Source organism: Pantoea sp. Tr-811, from assembly GCF_011752535.1.
GTDB lineage: Bacteria > Pseudomonadota > Gammaproteobacteria > Pseudomonadales > Pseudomonadaceae > Aquipseudomonas.
This window is the reverse complement of the sequence record NZ_VWXJ01000020.1, coordinates 26,995-44,971: the sequence shown is the minus strand read 5'-3', so window position 1 is coordinate 44,971 and position 17,977 is coordinate 26,995. Positions and strand designations below refer to the sequence as shown.

Annotated in this window: 14 protein-coding genes; 10 read left to right on the top strand and 4 right to left on the bottom strand. The window is 64.8% G+C overall.

Annotation, left to right across the window (positions count from 1 at the left end):
- Positions 1-30 precede the first annotated feature (30 nt).
- Positions 31-1,524, top strand: coding sequence for a polyphosphate:AMP phosphotransferase (gene pap / locus F3J44_RS24345; protein WP_167067894.1), 1,494 nt, complete (start codon positions 31-33; stop codon positions 1,522-1,524).
- A gap of 151 nt (positions 1,525-1,675) precedes the next feature.
- Here the strand turns inward: pap and F3J44_RS24340 are convergent, their stop codons facing one another.
- A complete protein-coding gene (locus F3J44_RS24340; RefSeq protein ID WP_167067891.1) occupies positions 1,676-3,070 on the bottom strand; it encodes a class II fumarate hydratase in 1,395 nt (464 codons plus the stop codon).
- A 155-nt stretch (positions 3,071-3,225) separates the two neighbouring features.
- On the opposite strand from F3J44_RS24340, the gene F3J44_RS24335 reads away from it, so the two are divergent.
- The 7 genes from F3J44_RS24335 (at position 3,226) to F3J44_RS24305 (ending at position 11,130) form a co-directional block, all read left to right on the top strand.
- Positions 3,226-3,750, top strand: coding sequence for a DUF2059 domain-containing protein (locus F3J44_RS24335; protein WP_167067888.1), 525 nt, complete (start codon positions 3,226-3,228; stop codon positions 3,748-3,750).
- 10 nt (positions 3,751-3,760) lie between these two features.
- Positions 3,761-4,057, top strand: a complete 297-nt coding sequence (locus F3J44_RS24330; protein ID WP_167276816.1) for a BolA family transcriptional regulator — start codon at positions 3,761-3,763, stop codon at positions 4,055-4,057.
- 220 nt (positions 4,058-4,277) lie between these two features.
- The gene (locus F3J44_RS24325; RefSeq protein ID WP_167067882.1) at positions 4,278-5,210 is read left to right on the top strand and encodes a rhodanese-related sulfurtransferase; all 933 of its coding nucleotides are present in this window, start codon (positions 4,278-4,280) and stop codon (positions 5,208-5,210) included.
- A 3-nt stretch (positions 5,211-5,213) separates the two neighbouring features.
- Entirely contained in the window at positions 5,214-5,846 is a 633-nt protein-coding gene (locus F3J44_RS24320; RefSeq protein WP_167067879.1) for a DsbA family protein, read from the top strand.
- Positions 5,839-7,671: an ABC transporter ATP-binding protein gene (locus tag F3J44_RS24315; RefSeq protein WP_167067876.1), complete on the top strand. Its 1,833-nt coding sequence runs from the start codon at positions 5,839-5,841 to the stop codon at positions 7,669-7,671. The genes F3J44_RS24320 and F3J44_RS24315 overlap by 8 nt, the downstream gene beginning before the upstream one ends.
- A 178-nt stretch (positions 7,672-7,849) precedes the next feature.
- Positions 7,850-10,306: an EAL domain-containing protein gene (locus F3J44_RS24310; RefSeq protein ID WP_167276813.1), complete on the top strand. Its 2,457-nt coding sequence runs from the start codon at positions 7,850-7,852 to the stop codon at positions 10,304-10,306.
- A gap of 38 nt (positions 10,307-10,344) precedes the next feature.
- A complete protein-coding gene (locus F3J44_RS24305; RefSeq protein WP_167276810.1) occupies positions 10,345-11,130 on the top strand; it encodes an iron-containing redox enzyme family protein in 786 nt (261 codons plus the stop codon).
- Positions 11,131-11,245: 115 nt separating this feature from the next.
- Here F3J44_RS24305 and F3J44_RS24300 read toward each other — a convergent pair whose 3' ends face one another.
- The 3 genes from F3J44_RS24300 to ubiG form a co-directional block, all read right to left on the bottom strand.
- Positions 11,246-11,986, bottom strand: a complete 741-nt coding sequence (locus F3J44_RS24300; protein ID WP_167058671.1) for a YciK family oxidoreductase — start codon at positions 11,984-11,986, stop codon at positions 11,246-11,248.
- A 143-nt stretch (positions 11,987-12,129) separates the two neighbouring features.
- Positions 12,130-12,801: an N-acetylmuramic acid 6-phosphate phosphatase MupP gene (gene mupP / locus F3J44_RS24295; RefSeq protein WP_167058668.1), complete on the bottom strand. Its 672-nt coding sequence runs from the start codon at positions 12,799-12,801 to the stop codon at positions 12,130-12,132.
- 2 nt (positions 12,802-12,803) lie between these two features.
- A complete protein-coding gene (ubiG, locus tag F3J44_RS24290) occupies positions 12,804-13,502 on the bottom strand; it encodes a bifunctional 2-polyprenyl-6-hydroxyphenol methylase/3-demethylubiquinol 3-O-methyltransferase UbiG (protein WP_167058665.1) in 699 nt (232 codons plus the stop codon).
- Positions 13,503-13,614: 112 nt separating this feature from the next.
- Between ubiG and mtnA the strand changes: the two genes are divergently transcribed.
- Positions 13,615-14,691, top strand: a complete 1,077-nt coding sequence (mtnA, locus tag F3J44_RS24285) for an S-methyl-5-thioribose-1-phosphate isomerase (RefSeq protein ID WP_167276807.1) — start codon at positions 13,615-13,617, stop codon at positions 14,689-14,691.
- A gap of 311 nt (positions 14,692-15,002) precedes the next feature.
- Positions 15,003-17,765: a DNA gyrase subunit A gene (gyrA, locus tag F3J44_RS24280; protein ID WP_167276804.1), complete on the top strand. Its 2,763-nt coding sequence runs from the start codon at positions 15,003-15,005 to the stop codon at positions 17,763-17,765.
- Positions 17,766-17,977: the final 212 nt, after the last annotated feature.

Genomic DNA, 17,977 nt, shown 5'->3' with positions numbered 1-17,977 from the left:
TCTTGCTAATCCAGACCAAGGAGCCAGTGCATGTTCGAATCTGCGGAAATCGGTCACAGCATCGACAAGGACACCTACGAGGCCGAAGTGCCTGCCCTGCGCGAGGCGTTGCTCGACGCCCAGTTCGACCTCAAGCAGCAGGGGCGTTTCCCGGTGATCGTGCTGATCAACGGCGTGGAAGGCGCGGGCAAGGGCGAGACGGTCAAGCTGCTGAACGAGTGGATGGACCCGCGCATGATCGACGTGCTCACCTTCGACCAGCAAACCGACGAGGAACTGGCCCGGCCACCCGCCTGGCGCTACTGGCGGGCCCTGCCGCCGAAGGGGCGCATGGGGGTGTTCTTCGGCAACTGGTACAGCCAGATGCTGCAGGCCCGGGTGCATGGGGTTATCAAGGACGCCGTGCTCGACCAGGCCATCACCGGCGCCGAGCGCCTGGAACAGATGCTGTGCGACGAAGGCGCGCTGGTGATCAAGTTCTGGTTCCACCTGTCCAAGAAACAGATGAAAACCCGCCTCAAAGCGCTCAAGGACGACCCGCTGCACAGCTGGAAGATCAGCCCGCTAGACTGGCAGCAGTCGCAAACCTACGACCGTTTCGTGCGCTTCGGCGAGCGCGTGCTGCGCCGCACCAGCCGCGACTACGCGCCCTGGCATGTGGTGGAGGGCGTCGACCCGCATTACCGCAGCCTGGCGGTTGGGCGCATTCTGCTGGAAAGCCTGCAGGCGGCCCTGGCCAACAACCCCAAGGGCAAGCACCAGGGCAACATCGCGCCGCTGGGCCGTAGCATCGACCAGCGCAGCCTGCTGGGCGCCCTGGACCTGAGCCTGCGCCTGGACAAACAGGATTATCAGGAGCAGTTGGTGACCGAACAGGCGCGCCTGGCCGGCCTGCTGCGCCACAAGCACATGCGCCGGCATTCGCTGGTGGCGGTGTTCGAGGGCAATGACGCGGCGGGCAAGGGCGGTGCGATCCGCCGTGTGGCGGCGGCGCTGGACCCGCGCCAGTACCGCATCGTGCCGATTGCCGCGCCCACCGAAGAGGAGCGCGCGCAACCGTACCTGTGGCGCTTCTGGCGGCACATTCCGGCGCGCGGCAAGTTCACCATCTTCGACCGCTCCTGGTATGGCCGGGTGCTGGTGGAGCGGGTGGAGGGCTTCTGCACGCCGAGCGACTGGATGCGCGCCTATGGCGAGATCAACGACTTCGAGGAGCAACTGGTCAACGCCGGGGTGGTGGTGGTCAAGTTCTGGCTGGCGATCGACCAGCAAACCCAGTTGGAACGCTTCGAGGAGCGCGAGCAGATTCCGTTCAAGCGCTACAAGATCACCGAGGACGATTGGCGTAATCGCGACAAGTGGGACCTGTATGCCGAGGCGGTGGGCGACATGGTCGACCGCACCAGCAGCGAGATCGCGCCTTGGACCCTGGTGGAGGCCAATGACAAGCGCTGGGCGCGGGTGAAGGTGCTGCGCACCATCAACGAGGCCCTGGAAGCGGCGTTCGCCAAGGATAAGAAATAGCAGCCAACGCGGGCCCGCCTGCGCCCGCCTGGCCCGCCTGGTAGGAGCGAGCATAGCTCGCGATGGGGCCTCAAAATCGAGCGCCGCTGCGCGCCGCATCGCGAGCTGCGCTCGCTCCTACCGGGGACTCGATCCAACCGGGACGTTGCCATCAGCCCTTGCCACCGGGCGCGAGCATGTTTTCCGGCCTTACCCACTGGTCGAACTGCTCGTTGGTCAGGTACTTCAATTCCAACGCCGCCTCGCGCAGGGTCTTGCCCTCGCCATAGGCCTTCTTGGCAATCTCCGCCGCCTTGTCATAGCCAATGTGCGGGTTCAGCGCCGTTACCAGCATCAGCCCGCGCTCCAGGTGCGCCGCCATCTGCGCGGCATCCGGCTCGATACCGGCCACGCAGTGCTGCTGGAAGTTGCGGCAGCCGTCGGCCAACAAGGTAATCGACTGCAACAGGTTATGGATGATCACCGGCTTGAACACGTTCAGCTGCAAGTGCCCTTGGCTGGCGGCAAAACCAATCGCCGCGTCGTTGCCCAGCACCTGGCAGGCCAGCATCGACAGCGCCTCGCACTGGGTGGGGTTGACCTTGCCGGGCATGATCGAGCTGCCCGGCTCGTTGGCCGGCAAACGCACCTCGGCCAGCCCCGCACGCGGGCCGGAGCCCAGCAGGCGCAGGTCGTTGGCGATTTTCATCAAGGCCACCGCCAGGGTCTTCAAGGCCCCGGCCAGGCTGGTCAGCGGCTCATGGCCGGCGAGGGCGGCGAACTTGTTCGGTGCGGTGACGAAGGGCAGGCCGGACAACGCCGCCAGCTCGGCGGCAATGGCTTCGGCAAAGCCGTGCGGGGCATTCAACCCCGTGCCCACGGCGGTGCCGCCCTGGGCCAGCTCGCATACCGCAGGCAGGGTTGCGCGAATGGCGCGCTGGGCATAGTCGAGCTGGGCAACGAACGCCGAAACCTCCTGGCCGAAGGTGATCGGCGTGGCGTCCATCATGTGCGTGCGGCCGGTTTTCACCAGGTGCTGGTGGCGTGCCGACAGCTCGGCCAGCCCCGCCGACAGCTCGGCGATGGCCGGCAGCAACTGGCTGTGCACGGCCTGGGCGGCGGCGATGTGCATGGCGGTGGGGAAGCAGTCGTTGGAGCTCTGCGAGCGGTTCACGTGGTCGTTGGGGTGCACCGGCACCTTGCCGCCGCGGCCCTTGCCGGCCAGCTCGTTGGCGCGCCCGGCAATCACCTCGTTGACGTTCATGTTGCTTTGGGTGCCGCTGCCGGTTTGCCACACCACCAGCGGGAACTGGCCATCGTGCTCGCCACCCAGCACCTCGTCGGCGGCCTGTTCGATCAGCCGGGCGATGTCGGCGGGCAGGTCGCCGTTGCGGTCGTTGACCCGCGCCGCGGCCTTCTTGATCAGTGCCAGGGCGTGCAGCACCGCGAGCGGCATGCGTTCCTTGCCAATGGCAAAGTTGATCAGCGAGCGCTGGGTCTGGGCGCCCCAATAGGCGTCCTCAGGAACTTCGACCGGGCCCAGGCTGTCTGTCTCGATACGGCTCATGCTGCGTTCACTCCTTTGTCAGTCAGAATCAGCAGTTTAGGCCCTCATGCGATGCGGCGGTTCATTCGCTCGTCGTGCCACTTGAGTGCTGCCCCATTGCGGGCGCAGAATGCTCTACCCTGAGGTACCGCCTCCCCCTTCCTGAAGGAATTGCAATGACCCGTCTTCGTGTCCTCTTTGCCGCCGTCGCCCTGGTGTGTGCCAGCGGCCAGGTACTCGCCGCCACGGCCAGCCACAACGCTGCCGCCGAGAAATTCCTGGAGTTGGCCCACGCCGACAAGCTGGGCACCCCGGTGTACATGCAGGTCCAGCAGATGTTCGCCCAGCGTTTCGCCCAAACCAAGGCGCCGGACGCCAAGAAAGGGGTACTCGACAGCTACCAGGCCAAGGCCAACGCCGCCCTGGACAACGCCATCGGCTGGAAGAAACTCAAGCCGAAGATGGTCGACCTGTACACCGCCACCTTCACCGAGCAGGAACTCAAGGACCTGGTCAAGTTCTACGAGTCGCCGCTGGGCATGAAAGTGCTGCGTGAAATGCCCAAGGTCACCCAGCAATCGGCCCAGCTGACCCAGAACAGCCTGGAACCGGCCGTGCCGGTGGTCAACAAGCTGCTCGACGACATGACCAAGGAACTGGACCCGAACGCCGGCAAGGCCGCCGCACCGGCCAAGAAGTGAGTAACGCCCGATGAGCATGCAGCAACGCATCGAGCAGCAGCTGGCCACGCTGGCGCCGCAGCACCTTGAAGTGCACAACGAAAGCCACATGCACAGCCGTGGCCAGGAAACCCACTACAAGGCGGTGATCGTCAGCGAGCAGTTCGCCGGGCTGAACAGCGTCAAGCGTCACCAGAAGGTGTACGCCACCATGGGCGAGCTGATGGGCGAAATCCACGCCCTGGCGATCCACACCTACACCGCCGAAGAATGGGCCAAGGTAGGCGTGGCGCCGGCTTCGCCGGTCTGTGCTGGCGGCGGGCACTGAATCCTTTCCGTCCTTCTGGTACAATCTGCAGTATCCCAAGGGGGCCGCTACGCGGCCCATCGCAGGCAAGCCAGCTCCTACAGGTACAACGCATCCATCAGCGGTTGCGCCGCACCTGTAGGAGCTGGCTTGCCTGCGATGGGCTGCGCAGCAGCCCCCTGTTTCATGTCAAACCCCGGTTCGCCCCTTACGAGGGCACCCACCTGGAGATTCACCGCAAATGTCCCAACCGATCGTCGTGGCGGCGCTGTACAAGTTCGTCACCCTGCAAGACTACGTCGAACTGCGTGAGCCGCTGCTCAAGGCCATGCTCGACAACGGCGTCAAAGGCACCCTGCTGCTGGCCCAGGAAGGCATCAACGGCACCGTCTCGGCCACCCGCGAAGGCATCGACGGCCTGCTGGCCTGGCTGCGCAACGACCCGCGCCTGGTGGATGTCGACCACAAGGAATCGTACTGCGACGAGCAGCCGTTCTACCGCACCAAGGTCAAGCTCAAGAAAGAGATCGTCACCCTCGGCGTGCCAGGGGTAGACCCGAACCAGGCGGTCGGCACCTATGTCGACCCCAAGGACTGGAACGCCCTGATCAGCGACCCGGAAGTGCTGCTGATCGACACCCGCAACGACTACGAAGTGGCCATCGGCACCTTCAAGGGCGCCATCGACCCGAAGACCGAAACCTTCCGCGAGTTCCCCGAGTACATCAAGGCCAACTTCGACCCCAGCAAGCACAAGAAGGTCGCCATGTTCTGCACCGGCGGCATCCGTTGCGAAAAAGCCTCCAGCTACATGCTCGGTGAAGGCTTCGAGGCGGTCTATCATCTTAAGGGGGGCATCCTGAAGTACTTCGAGGAAGTGCCTCAGGAGCAAAGCCTGTGGGACGGTGACTGCTTCGTCTTCGACAACCGCGTGACGGTGCGCCACGACCTGAGCGAAGGCGAATACGACCAGTGCCATGCCTGCCGCCACCCCGTCGATGCGAAGGACCGCGAGTCCGAGCACTATTCGCCAGGCGTGAGCTGCCCGCATTGCTGGGACACCCTGAGCGAGAAAACCCGGCGCAGCGCCATCGACCGGCAGAAGCAGATCGAACTGGCCAAGGCGCGCAACCAGCCACACCCGATCGGTTACAACTACAAAGCCGAGGCTTGATCCATGACTGCCCGCCTGCTCTACGTGATGGACCCGATGTGCTCCTGGTGCTGGGGGTTCGCGCCCGTGGCCCAAGCCCTGATCGCCCAGGCCGCTGAAGCCGGCGTGCCGACGCGCCTGGTGCCGGGCGGCTTGCGCAGCGGCGGTAGTGCGCTGGACGCTTCCACCCGCAAGTACATCCTTGAGCACTGGCAGGCCGTGCATGACGCCACCGGGCAGGCGTTTCGCTTCGAAGGCGCGATGCCCGATGGCTTCGTCTACGACACCGAGCCTGCCTGCCGCGCCCTGGTTACCGCCCGGGCCCTGGACGGCGAGCGCGTGTGGGCCTTGCTGGCGCTGATCCAGCAAGCATTCTACGAGCAGGGCGTGGACGTTACCCGCGCACCGCAGCTGGTCGAACTGGCCGTGCAGGCCGGTTATGCCCGTGAGCCGTTCGCCCAGCACTTCGGCCAGCACGACATGCGCGCCGCCACGGCGGCCGACTTCAGCTGGGTGCAAGACCTGGGCATCGCCGGGTTCCCGACGCTGCTGGCCGAACGCAATGGCCAACTGGCGCTGCTGACCAACGGCTACCAGCCGCTGGACAGCCTGCAACCGCTGCTGGGCCGCTGGCTGCAGCAGGCCGTCTGTGCTTGACCTGCCAGGGTCGCCAGACCCTGTGCCAGGGAAGCCTGCCGCTGCGCCCGATCGCCTGAGCTGGGCGGAAATCCGCCGCCTGGCCCTGCACCACAAGAAAAGCCTCTGGACCGCCAACCTGGTCGCCGTGCTGGCGGCCTGTTGCAGCGTGCCGATTCCATTGCTGCTGCCGTTGCTGGTGGACGAAGTGCTGCTCGGCCATGGCGATGCCGCGCTCAAATGGATGAACCACCTGCTGCCCAGCGGCTGGCAGGTGGCCGCCGGTTACATCGGCCTGATGCTGGCGGCCACGCTGTGCCTGCGCCTGGCCGCGCTGGCCTGCAATGTGGTGCAGGCCAAGCTGTTCGCCGGGCTGGCCAAGGACATCGTCTACCGCTTGCGCATTCGCCTGATCGAACGCCTCAAGCGCATTTCGCTCAAGGAATACGAAAGCCTGGGCAGTGGCACGGTGACCACCCACCTGGTCACCGACCTGGACACCCTGGACAAATTCGTCGGCGAAACCCTCAGCCGCTTCCTGGTGGCCATGCTGACCCTGACCGGCACCGCGGCAATCCTGATCTTCATGCACTGGAAGCTGGCGCTGCTGATCCTGCTGTTCAACCCGCTGGTGATCTACTTCACCGTGCAACTGGGCAAGCGCGTCAAGCACCTGAAGAAGCTGGAGAACGACAGCACCGCGCGGTTCACCCAGGCGCTGTCGGAAACCCTCGACGCTATCCAGGAAATCCGTGCCGGCAACCGCCAGGGCTATTTCCTCGGCCGCCTTGGCCTGCGCGCGCGGGAAGTGCGCGACTACGCCGTGGATTCGCAGTGGAAAAGCGATGCCAGTGGCCGCGCCAGTGGCCTGTTGTTCCAGTTCGGCATCGATATCTTCCGCGCTGCGGCCATGCTGACCGTGCTGTTCTCCGACCTGTCGATCGGCCAGATGCTGGCGGTGTTCAGCTACCTGTGGTTCATGATCGGCCCGGTGGAACAGCTGCTTAACCTGCAGTACGCCTACTATGCCGCCGGCGGCGCCCTGAGCCGGCTCAACGAACTGCTCTCGAGGGCTGACGAGCCCCAGTACCCGGCTGCCAGCGACCCGTTCGCCGGCCGCCAGACGGTGGGCATCGAGGTGCGCGACCTGCGCTTTGCCTATGCCGACGAGCCGGTACTCGACCAACTGAACCTGGCCATCGCCCCGGGCGAGAAGGTGGCCATCGTCGGCGCCAGTGGCGGTGGCAAGAGCACCTTGGTGCAGTTGCTGCTGGGGTTGTACAGCGCCCAGGCTGGGACCATCCGCTTTGGGGGTGCGAGCCTGCAGGAAATCGGCCTGGAAACCCTGCGCGAAAACGTTGCGGTGGTGCTGCAGCACCCCTCGCTGTTCAACGACAGCGTGCGCGCCAACCTGACCATGGGCCGTGAGTGCAGCGACGACGCCTGCTGGCAGGCGCTGCGCATCGCCCAGCTCGATGCCACCATCGCCGCCTTGCCCCAGGGGCTGGACAGCGTGGTCGGGCGTTCCGGCGTGCGCCTGTCTGGCGGCCAGCGCCAGCGCCTGGCCATTGCCCGCATGGTGCTGGCCGAGCCCAAGGTGGTGATTCTCGACGAGGCCACCTCGGCGCTGGACGCCGCCACCGAGTACAACCTGCACCAGGCCCTGGCGCGCTTTCTCAGTGGCCGCACCACCCTCATCATCGCCCACCGCCTGTCGGCGGTGAAGCAGGCCGACCGGGTGCTGGTGTTCGACGGCGGGCACGTCGCCGAGGATGGCGACCACCAGCAGCTGATTGCCGAAGGTGGGTTGTATGCCAAGCTCTACGGGCATCTGCAACAGACCTGAAGGCCTCATCGCGGCCTACCTGCGCAACACAATGTAGGAGCGAGCGCAGCTCGCGATGGCGTCGCAAACGCGACGCCCAATCGCGCCCATAAAATTCCCCTCCACATAGATGGCAAATGGCCTACGCTGTGCTTGTCTGGGTTGATCCGAGCCTTATCTGCTCTGTGACAGGGACTACATGAAGGGACATCGCACGCTAGAGGCGCCAAGGCTGCTGGGGATTATCTGGCCTTTCGTCGCCGTCGTAGTCTTCCAGGTCTTGCTGGGTAGCCTCAGCCTGTATGCGCTGTCGGCCGTGCGTGCCTACGTGGCCGGCGAAAGCCTGTGGTCCAAGGCCCAGAAAGACGCCATCTACTACCTCAACCTCTACGCCGACGACCACGACGAGCGCACGCTGCGCCGTTACCACCAGGTCATGGCCATTCCCCAGGGCGACCAAAAGCTGCGCGAACTGCTCGACCAGCCCAGCCCCGACCTGGAAGGCGCGCGCCTGGCCGTGCTGCAGGGCGGCAACCACCCGGACGATGTCGACCGGATCATCTGGTTCTACCGCAACTTCCACCAGGTCAGCTACATGCAGGCCGCCATCGACTACTGGAACGTCGGCGATGCCTACCTGGCCAAGCTCGATGTGCTGGCCGGCGAAATGCGTGACGGCTTCGCCTCCGGCCAGTTCGACGAGGTGCAACTGGCTGACTGGAAGGCCCGCATCGTTGCCATCAATGAAGGGGTGACGCCTGCGGCCAAGGCCTTCAGCGATGCCCTGGGCGAAGGCTCGCGCATGCTGCTGCGGGTGCTGCTGATTACCAACCTGCTCACCGCGTTCATCCTCATTACCATTGCCTGGCGCCGGTCGAGCAAGCTGCTGGCCCAGCGCCAAGCCTTCGCCAGCGCCCTGCAGGAAGAGAAAGAGCGCGCGCAAATCACCCTGGAGTCCATTGGCGATGCGGTGATCACCGCCGATGTGGAGGGCAACATCGGCTATATGAACCCTGCCGCCGAACAGCTTACCCATTGGCAGGCCTGTGAAGCCCAGGGCTTGCCGGTGGGGGCGCTGTTCAGCCTGGTGGACGAGCAGGCCGAGCACGACAGCCGCTCGCTGGTGGAGCAAGTGCAAAGCGGCAGCCTCAAGGGCGGTGCCGAGCATGCCCGGCTGATCCAGCGCCTGGACGGCAGTACCGTGTCGATCAACCTGGTCGGTTCGACCATCGTCAACGATGGCCATCTGGCCGGCATCGTGCTGGTGCTGCACGACATGACCCAGGAGCGCCAGTACATCGCCAACCTGTCCTGGCAGGCGACCCACGACGCCTTGACGGGCCTGGCCAACCGCCGCGAGTTCGAGTACCGCCTGGAGCAGGCGCTCAATGGCCTGGTGCGCCAGCCGGGGCGCCATTCGCTGATGTTCCTTGACCTTGACCAGTTCAAGCTGGTGAACGACACCTGCGGGCATGCCGCCGGTGATGAACTGCTGCGGCACATTTGTGCGGTGCTGCAGTCGGGCTTGCGCGAAGGCGACACCCTGGCCCGGCTGGGCGGCGACGAGTTCGGCGTGCTGCTGGAAAACTGCCCGGGCGACCAGGCCGAACGCATCGCCGAAACCCTGCGCCAGGCGGTGCAAAGCCTGCACTTCGTGTGGAAGGGGCGGCCGTTCGTCACCACCGTGAGCATTGGCCTGGTGCATATCGCCCAGGCCCCGGGCACGCTGGAGGCCTCGTTGCGGGCCGCCGACATGGCCTGCTACATGGCCAAGGAAAAGGGCCGCAACCGGGTTCAGGTGTACCACGCCGACGACAGCGAGCTGTCCATGCGCTTTGGCGAAATGGCCTGGATCCAGCGCCTGCATGTGGCCCTGGAAGAAAACCGTTTCTGCCTGTATTGCCAGGAAATCGCCCCGCTCAAGGCCATCGAAGGCCCCGGCCACATCGAAATTCTGCTGCGCCTGCATGACGAAAGTGGCCGCACCATTCTGCCCGACAGTTTCATACCCGCCGCCGAGCGCTACGGCCTGATGACCGCCCTGGACCGCTGGGTGGTGCGCAATGTGTTCCAGGTGGTGCGCCAGTGCCTGGACGAGGGCAGGGAGGGGCCGCTGGCAATGTGCGCGATCAACCTGTCCGGTTCCAGCATTGGTGACGACAAGTTCCTGGAGTACCTGCAACGGCTGTTCGTCGAATTTTCCATCCCGCCACGGATGATTTGTTTTGAAATTACCGAAACCAGTGCCATCGCCAACCTCGGAAGTGCCATTCGTTTCATCAATGAATTGAAAGGGCTGGGTTGCAAGTTCTCGCTGGACGACTTCTGTGCCGGAATGTCGTCATTCGCCTATTTGAAACATTTACCCGTAGACTTCTTGAAGATCGACGGAAGTTTTGTCAAAGATATGCTCGACGACCCCATCAATCGTGCCATGGTCGAGGTAATCAACCACATCGGCCACGTCATGGGTAAGCGCACCATTGCCGAGTTCGTCGAAACACCGTTGATCGAGCAGGCCCTGCAGGAAATTGGCGTGGACTACGCCCAGGGCTACCTCATCGAGCGGCCGCAGGTGTTCACCTGCGACAGCCTGCAGCGCCAGCGAATCGCTGCGCGGCCCTTGCTGCACCGGGCGCCGGGCACCTTTCGCTGAAATACGTTCGTGAAATCACAGGGATCAAGGAGTAGAAAGTGATTGACGCATTCGTTCGTATCGGGCCTTTGATGGACCCCGCCAGTTACCCCGCCTGGGCCCAGCAATTGATCGAGGATTGCCGCGAGAGCAAGCGCCGGGTGGTGGAGCATACGTTCTACCAGCGCCTGCGCGAGGGGCAGCTGCGCCCGGCGACCATCCGCCAGTACCTGGTGGGCGGCTGGCCGGTGGTCGAGCAGTTTTCCCTGTACATGGCCCATAACCTGACCAAGACCCGTTATGGCCGCCACCCCGGTGAAGACATGGCGCGGCGCTGGCTGATGCGCAACATCCGCGTTGAGCTCAACCATGCCGACTACTGGGTGCACTGGTGCCAGGCCCATGGCGTGCACTTGCACGACCTGCAGGCCCAGGAAGTGCCACCGGAGCTCAATGGGCTCAACGACTGGTGCTGGCGGGTGTGCGCCACCGAGTCGCTGGCCATTGCCATGGCGGCGACCAACTATGCCATCGAGGGGGCGACCGGGGAGTGGTCGGCGGTGGTGTGCGCCGAGGACACCTATGCCATGGGCTTCCCCGAGGAGCAGCGCAAGCGGGCGATGAAGTGGCTGAAGATGCATGCCCAGTATGACGATGCGCACCCGTGGGAGGCGCTGGAGATCATCTGCACGCTGGCGGGCGAGAACCCTACCCAAGGGCTGCGCAACGAGCTGCGCAAGGCCATTTGCAAGAGCTACGACTGCATGTTCCTGTTCCTGGAGCGCTGCATGCAGATGGAGGTGCGCCAGCAGGGGCGGCTGCGGCCGGCGTTGGCTGCCGGCTGAATGCTGTGCTGGCCTCTTCGCGGGGCAAGCCCGCTCCTACAGGGATATCACAAAACCCGAAGGCAGTGATTTCCCTGTAGGAGCGGGCTTGCCCCGCGAAAGGGCCGAACCTGCATTACTGGGCGTTCAATGCCTGCCCATTCACATCTTTGCTATCGGGCCCCATCAGATACAGGTAAACCGGCATGATCTCTTCAGGCAGCGGGTTGTTCTGCGGGTTCTCGCTGGGATACGCCTGCGCCCGCATCGCCGTGCGCGTGGCCCCCGGGTTGATGCTGTTCGAACGCACCGGCGCCACACCTTCAAGCTCGTCGGCCAGGGTCTGCATCAGCCCTTCGGTGGCAAACTTCGACACACCATAGGCGCCCCAATAGGCGCGCCCCTTGCGCCCCACGCTGCTGGAGGTGAACACCACCGAGGCGTCCTCCGACAGCTTGAGCAGCGGCAGCAAGGTGCTGGTGAGCATGAAGGTGGCGTCGACATTGATGTGCATCACACGCATGAAGTTGTCGCCCGACAGCTGTTCCAGCGGTGTGCGCGGGCCAATGATCGAGGCATTGTTGAGCAGGCCGTCGAGGCGGCCGAACTGCTCCTCGATCATCACCGCCAGTTCGTCGTACTGGTGGGGCAGGGCGGTTTCCAGGTTGAACGGGATGACCACCGGTTGCGGGTGGCCAGCGGCTTCGATCTGGTCGTAGACCTCGTTGAGGTTGGCTTCGGTCTTGCCCAGCAGTAGCACGGTGGCGCCCAGGGCGGCATAGGCCTTGGCGGCAGCGGCGCCGATGCCACGGCCTGCGCCGGTGACCAGGATGATGCGGCCAGCGAGCAGGCCGGGGCGGGCGGTGTAGTCGAACATGGATAATTCCCTTTCTCGAAGGCTTGATACGGGCCTTGTAGGAGCGGGCTTGCCCCGCGAAGCAGGCGCCGCAGCGGCTGGCACGGGCTGCGCCCGTGTTCGCGGGGCAAGCCCGCTCCTACAGGGGCGCGCGCAGGGTCAGGTCAGCAACCGCACAGCGCGCTGTCGATGACCTTGCGCAGTTCCAGCGGGTGGTCCACCACCACATCGGCGCCCCAGTTGTTGGGGTTGTCCTCTGGATGAATATAGCCGTAGCGCACCGCCGCCGTGCGGGTGCCGGCGTCGCGGCCCGACTCGATATCGCGTAAGTCGTCGCCCACGAACAAGACGCTGGCAGGGTCCAGGTCGAGGGTTTTGCAGGCCAGGATCAGCGGCTCGGGGTCGGGCTTGCTGTTCTTCACGTGGTCCGGGCAGATCAGCAGCGCCGAGCGCTCGGCCAGGCCCAGCTGCTGCATGATCGGCTCGGCGAAGCGTACCGGCTTGTTGGTGACCACGCCCCACAGCAGGTTGCCTTTCTCGATGTCGGCCAGCAGCTCGCCCATGCCATCGAACAGCTTGCTGTGCACCGCGCAGTCGCGCTGGTAGCGCTCCAGGAACTCCAGGCGCAGGGCTTCGAAACCCTCGGCCTCCGGGTCCATGGCAAACGTGGCGGCGACCATCGCCCGGGCGCCGCCGGAAATCACGTCGCGGATCAGCTGGTCATCGACCGCCGGCAGGCCGCGCTCGGCCAGCATGGCCTGGCAGATGGCGATGAAGTCCGGCGCCGTGTCGAGCAGGGTGCCGTCCATGTCGAAGAGTACCGCTCGCAGGCGCATGCTCATTCCTCGCGCAGGGTCTGGATCATGTAGTTCACGTCCACGTCGCTGCTGAGCTTGTAGTGCTTGGTCAGCGGGTTGTAGGTCAGGCCGATGATGTCCTTGACCTCAAGGCCGGCCACGCGGGCCCAGGCGCCCAGCTCCGACGGGCGGATGAATTTCTTGAAGTCGTGGGTGCCGCGCGGCAGCATCTTGAGGATGTACTCGGCGCCGACGATGGCCAGCAGGTAGGCCTTGGGGTTGCGGTTGATGGTCGAGAAGAACACCTGGCCGCCGGGCTTGACCATGCGGAAGCAGGCGCGGATCACCGACGACGGGTCGGGTACGTGCTCGAGCATTTCCAGGCAGGTGACCACATCGAACTGCTCGGGCATCTCTTCGGCCAGGGCTTCGGCGGTAATCTGCCGGTACTGCACCTGCACGCCGGATTCCAGCTGGTGCAGCTGGGCCACGGCCAGCGGCGCCTCGCCCATGTCGATACCGGTAACGCTGGCGCCACGCAGGGCCATGGCTTCGCTGAGGATGCCGCCGCCGCAGCCCACGTCCAGCACCTTCTTGCCGGCGAGGCTGACGCGCTCGTCGATCCAGTTGACGCGCAGCGGGTTGATGTCGTGCAGCGGCTTGAACTCGCTTTCGCGGTCCCACCAGCGGTGGGCCAAGGCTTCGAACTTGGCGATTTCGGCGTGGTCGACGTTGCTCATTGAACAATCCTCTGGAACTTGCACTTCAAATGGGGCGCAGTATACCCGAGCGTCCGGCGCCGAGGGTCGCTATAATCGCCGGCTTTTGATATCCGAACGACGGGGAGAGGCGATGCGCGAGCGACTTTTGGCGGCGGAGAAGGTGACCGGGATTCGCTGGCACGACGGCGTCCTGCACCTGCTCGACCAGCGCCTGCTGCCGTCGCAAGAGCGCTGGCTGGCCTGCGACAATGTTGCACAGGTGGTTGCGGCGATCCGTGACATGGCCGTGCGCGGCGCCTCGGCCATCGGCATCGCCGCGGCCTATGGCCTGGTGCTGGCCCTGGAGGAGCGCCTGGCCGAAGGCGGCGACTGGGAAATGGACCTGGAAGAAGACTTCCTGAGCCTGGCCGAGGCGCGCCCCACTGCCGCCAACCTGTTCTGGGCCCTGAACCGCATGCGCGACCGCCTGCAGCGGGTGCGCGACGAAGAAGACGTGCTGGCGGCGCTGGAGGCCGAGGCCGTGGCCATTCACGAGAGTGACCGCGAGGCCAACCTGACCATGGCCCAGCACGGCATCGAGCTGATCCGCCGCCACCAGGGCAATGCCCAGACCTTGCTTACCTATGGCAATGCCGGTGCCCTGGCCAGCGGTGGCATCGGCACGGCGTTGGGGGTGATCCGCGCCGGTTACCTGGAAGGCATGGTCGAGCGGGTGTACGCCGGCGAAACCCGCCCCTGGCTGCAGGGTGCGCGGCTGACGGCCTGGGAGCTGGCCGGCGAAGGCATTCCGGTCACCCTGTGCGCCGATTCGGCGCTGGCCCACCTGATGAAGACCAAGGGCATCACCTGGGTGGTGGTGGGCGCCGACTGCATCGCGGCCAATGGCGACATGGCCAGCAAGATCGGCACCTACCAGCTGGCGGTCAGTGCCATGCACCACGGCGTGCGCTTCATGGTGGTGGCGCCAAGCACCAGCATCGACCTCAACCTGGCCACGGGCGAGGACATTCCGCTGGAAGAGCGTGAGGCCGATGAGCTGCTGGACTACGCCGGCACCCGTGTGGCGCCGGATGTGGAGGTGTTCAACCCGGTGTTCGACGTAACTCCGGCCGACCTGATCGACGTGATCGTCACCGAGCGCGGCATCGTCGAACGGCCCGATGCTGCCAAGCTGGCGCAGCTGATGTGCCGCAAGCGTTTGCATTGAGGCCCCCATCGCGAGCGTTGCCGGGGTTGCGCATGCCGGGTAGGAGCGAGCAGAGCTCGCGATGCGCCGCGTGAGCGGCGCTAATATCCCGCGCAACCACCCCGTACCCTATCTCCCCACCGCCCCGCCTTTGTGGTAACATCCGGCAGTTTCCAGGACCGCCCACGAAGGCGGCCTTCATTGCGCAGATCCATGCAACAACTCATTGATTTGTCGTAAGTCGTCGCACCCCTATGCGCTGCGGCGGCGAGCTTCGTTCGGCCCTTGATGGAGCTACGAAGTTTCACCCGAAAAAAGGAATCAGGCTTCTCATGGGCGAACTGGCCAAAGAAATCCTCCCGGTCAATATCGAAGACGAACTGAGACAGTCTTACCTCGACTACGCCATGAGCGTGATTGTCGGGCGAGCGCTGCCCGATGCCCGCGATGGCTTGAAGCCCGTGCATCGTCGCGTCCTCTACGCGATGAGCGAGCTGGGCAACGACTGGAACAAACCGTACAAGAAATCCGCCCGTGTGGTCGGTGACGTGATCGGTAAGTACCACCCGCACGGCGACACCGCGGTCTACGACACCATCGTGCGTATGGCCCAGCCCTTCTCGCTGCGCTACCTGCTGGTCGACGGCCAGGGCAACTTCGGTTCGGTGGACGGCGACAACGCCGCGGCCATGCGATACACCGAAGTGCGCATGACCAAGCTGGCCCACGAGCTGCTTGCCGACCTGCACAAGGAAACCGTCGACTGGGTGCCCAACTACGACGGCACCGAGCAGATCCCGGCGGTGATGCCTACCCGCATCCCCAACCTGCTGGTCAACGGCTCCAGCGGTATCGCCGTGGGCATGGCAACCAACATTCCGCCGCACAACCTCGGTGAAGTGATCGACGGTTGCCTGGCGCTGATCGACAACCCGGACGTCACCATCGATGAACTGATGCAGTTCATCCCCGGCCCCGACTTCCCGACTGCCGGTATCATCAACGGCCGCCAGGGCATCATCGAGGCCTACCGTACCGGCCGTGGCCGCATCTACATGCGTGCCCGCTCCGAGATCGAAGACATCGACAAGGTTGGTGGCCGCCAGCAGATCGTCGTCACCGAGCTGCCGTACCAGCTGAACAAGGCCCGCCTGATCGAGAAGATCGCGGAGCTGGTCAAAGAGAAGAAAATCGAAGGCATCACCGAGCTGCGCGACGAGTCCGACAAGGACGGCATGCGCATCGTCATCGAGCTGCGCCGCGGCGAGGTGCCGGAGGTGGTGCTCAACAACCTCTACCAGCAAACCCAGCTGCAGAGCGTGTTCGGTATCAACGTGGTTGCCCTGGTCGACGGTCGCCCGCGCCTGCTCAACCTCAAGGACCTGCTCGAAGCGTTCATCCGTCACCGCCGCGAAGTGGTGACCCGCCGTACCGTGTTCGAGCTGCGCAAGGCCCGCGAGCGTGGCCATATCCTTGAAGGCCAGGCGGTTGCGCTGTCCAACATCGACCCGGTGATCGCCATGATCAAGGCCTCGCCAACGCCGTCCGAAGCCAAGGAAGCGCTGGTGTCCACTGCCTGGGAATCCAGTGCCGTGCAGGTCATGGTCGAGCGCGCCGGCGCCGATTCCTGCCGCCCTGAAGACCTGCCCGAGCAGTACGGCCTGCGCGATGGCAAGTATTACCTGTCGCCGGAACAGGCCCAGGCGATTCTCGACCTGCGTCTGCACCGCCTGACCGGCCTGGAGCACGAGAAGCTGCTGGCCGAGTACCAGGAAATTCTCGAGCAAATCGGCGAGCTGATCCGCATCCTCAACAGCGCCCAGCGCCTGATGGAAGTGATTCGCGAAGAGCTCGAAGCCATTCGTGCCGAGTACGGCGATGCCCGTCGCACCGAAATCCTCGATGCCCGCCACGACCTCAACTACGGCGACATGATCCCGGAAGAAGAGCGCGTGGTGACCATCTCCCACGGCGGTTATGCCAAGACCCAGCCGCTGTCCGCCTACCAGGCCCAGCGCCGGGGTGGCAAGGGCAAGTCGGCCACCGGCGTGAAGGACGAGGACTACATCGAGCACCTGCTGGTCGCCAACAGCCACGCCACCCTGCTGCTGTTCTCCAGCAAGGGCAAGGTGTACTGGCTCAAGACCTACGACATCCCTGAAGCGTCGCGCGCTGCCCGTGGCCGCCCGTTGGTCAACCTGCTGCCGCTGGAGGAAGGTGAGCGCATCACCGCCATGCTGCAGATCGACCTGGAAGCCCTGCAGCAGAACGCCGACCCTGAAGAAGAGCTGGAAGACGGCGACGATGGCGTGATCGAAGGCGAAATCGTCGAAGCCGAGGAAATCGACGAAGAAGACGGCGATACCCCGGAGTGGGCGGCAGAGCCGACCGGCGCGTACATCTTCATGGCGACTGCCTCCGGCACCGTGAAGAAAACCCCGCTGGCGCAGTTCGCCCGCCCACGCTCCAGCGGCCTGATCGCCCTGAAGCTCAAGGAAGGCGACACCTTGATTGCCGCGGCCATCACCGACGGCGCCAAGGAAGTGATGATGTTCTCCGACGCCGGCAAGGTGATCCGCTTCGCCGAGAGCGTAGTGCGCGAAATGGGCCGTACCGCCCGTGGCGTGCGCGGCATGAAGCTGGGCAAGGGCCAGCAGATCATCTCGATGCTGATTCCTGAGTCGGGCGCGCAGATCCTCACCGCGTCGGAGCGTGGCTTCGGCAAGCGTACGCCGCTGTCGAAGTTCCCGCGTCGCGGGCGTGGCGGCCAGGGCGTGATCGCCATGGGCACCAAGGGCCGCAACGGTTTGCTGATCGGCGCCATTCAGGTGCAGGAAGGCGAGGAGATCATGCTGATCTCCGACCAGGGCACCCTGGTGCGCACACGGGTTGGCGAGGTTTCCAGCCTGGGCCGTAACACCCAGGGCGTCACCCTGATCAAGCTGGCCACCGACGAGACGCTGGTGGGCCTGGAGCGTATCCAGGAGCCGTCCGAGGACGAACTCGATGACCTGGTCGAGCCGGACGAGGAGGGCGTCGAGGCCGATGCGCCAGATGATGAAGCCGCTGGCAGCGAAGAGGCTGCACAGGAATAAGCAAGCGTAAAACCCAAGCGGGGCGACCAAGGTCGCCCCGTTTGACTGTGAAGGGTGCGCCCCACGGCCCGCCCGCACCCGGTAGGAGCGAGCGCAGCTCGCGATGCAGGCACTGCGCTAGATGGCACCGGCTTCGCCGGTGTTCGCGGGCCAAGCCCGCTCCTACAGGGGTTGCGCTGCACCAGATTGGTTAGATTTTTGTTCTATTAGAG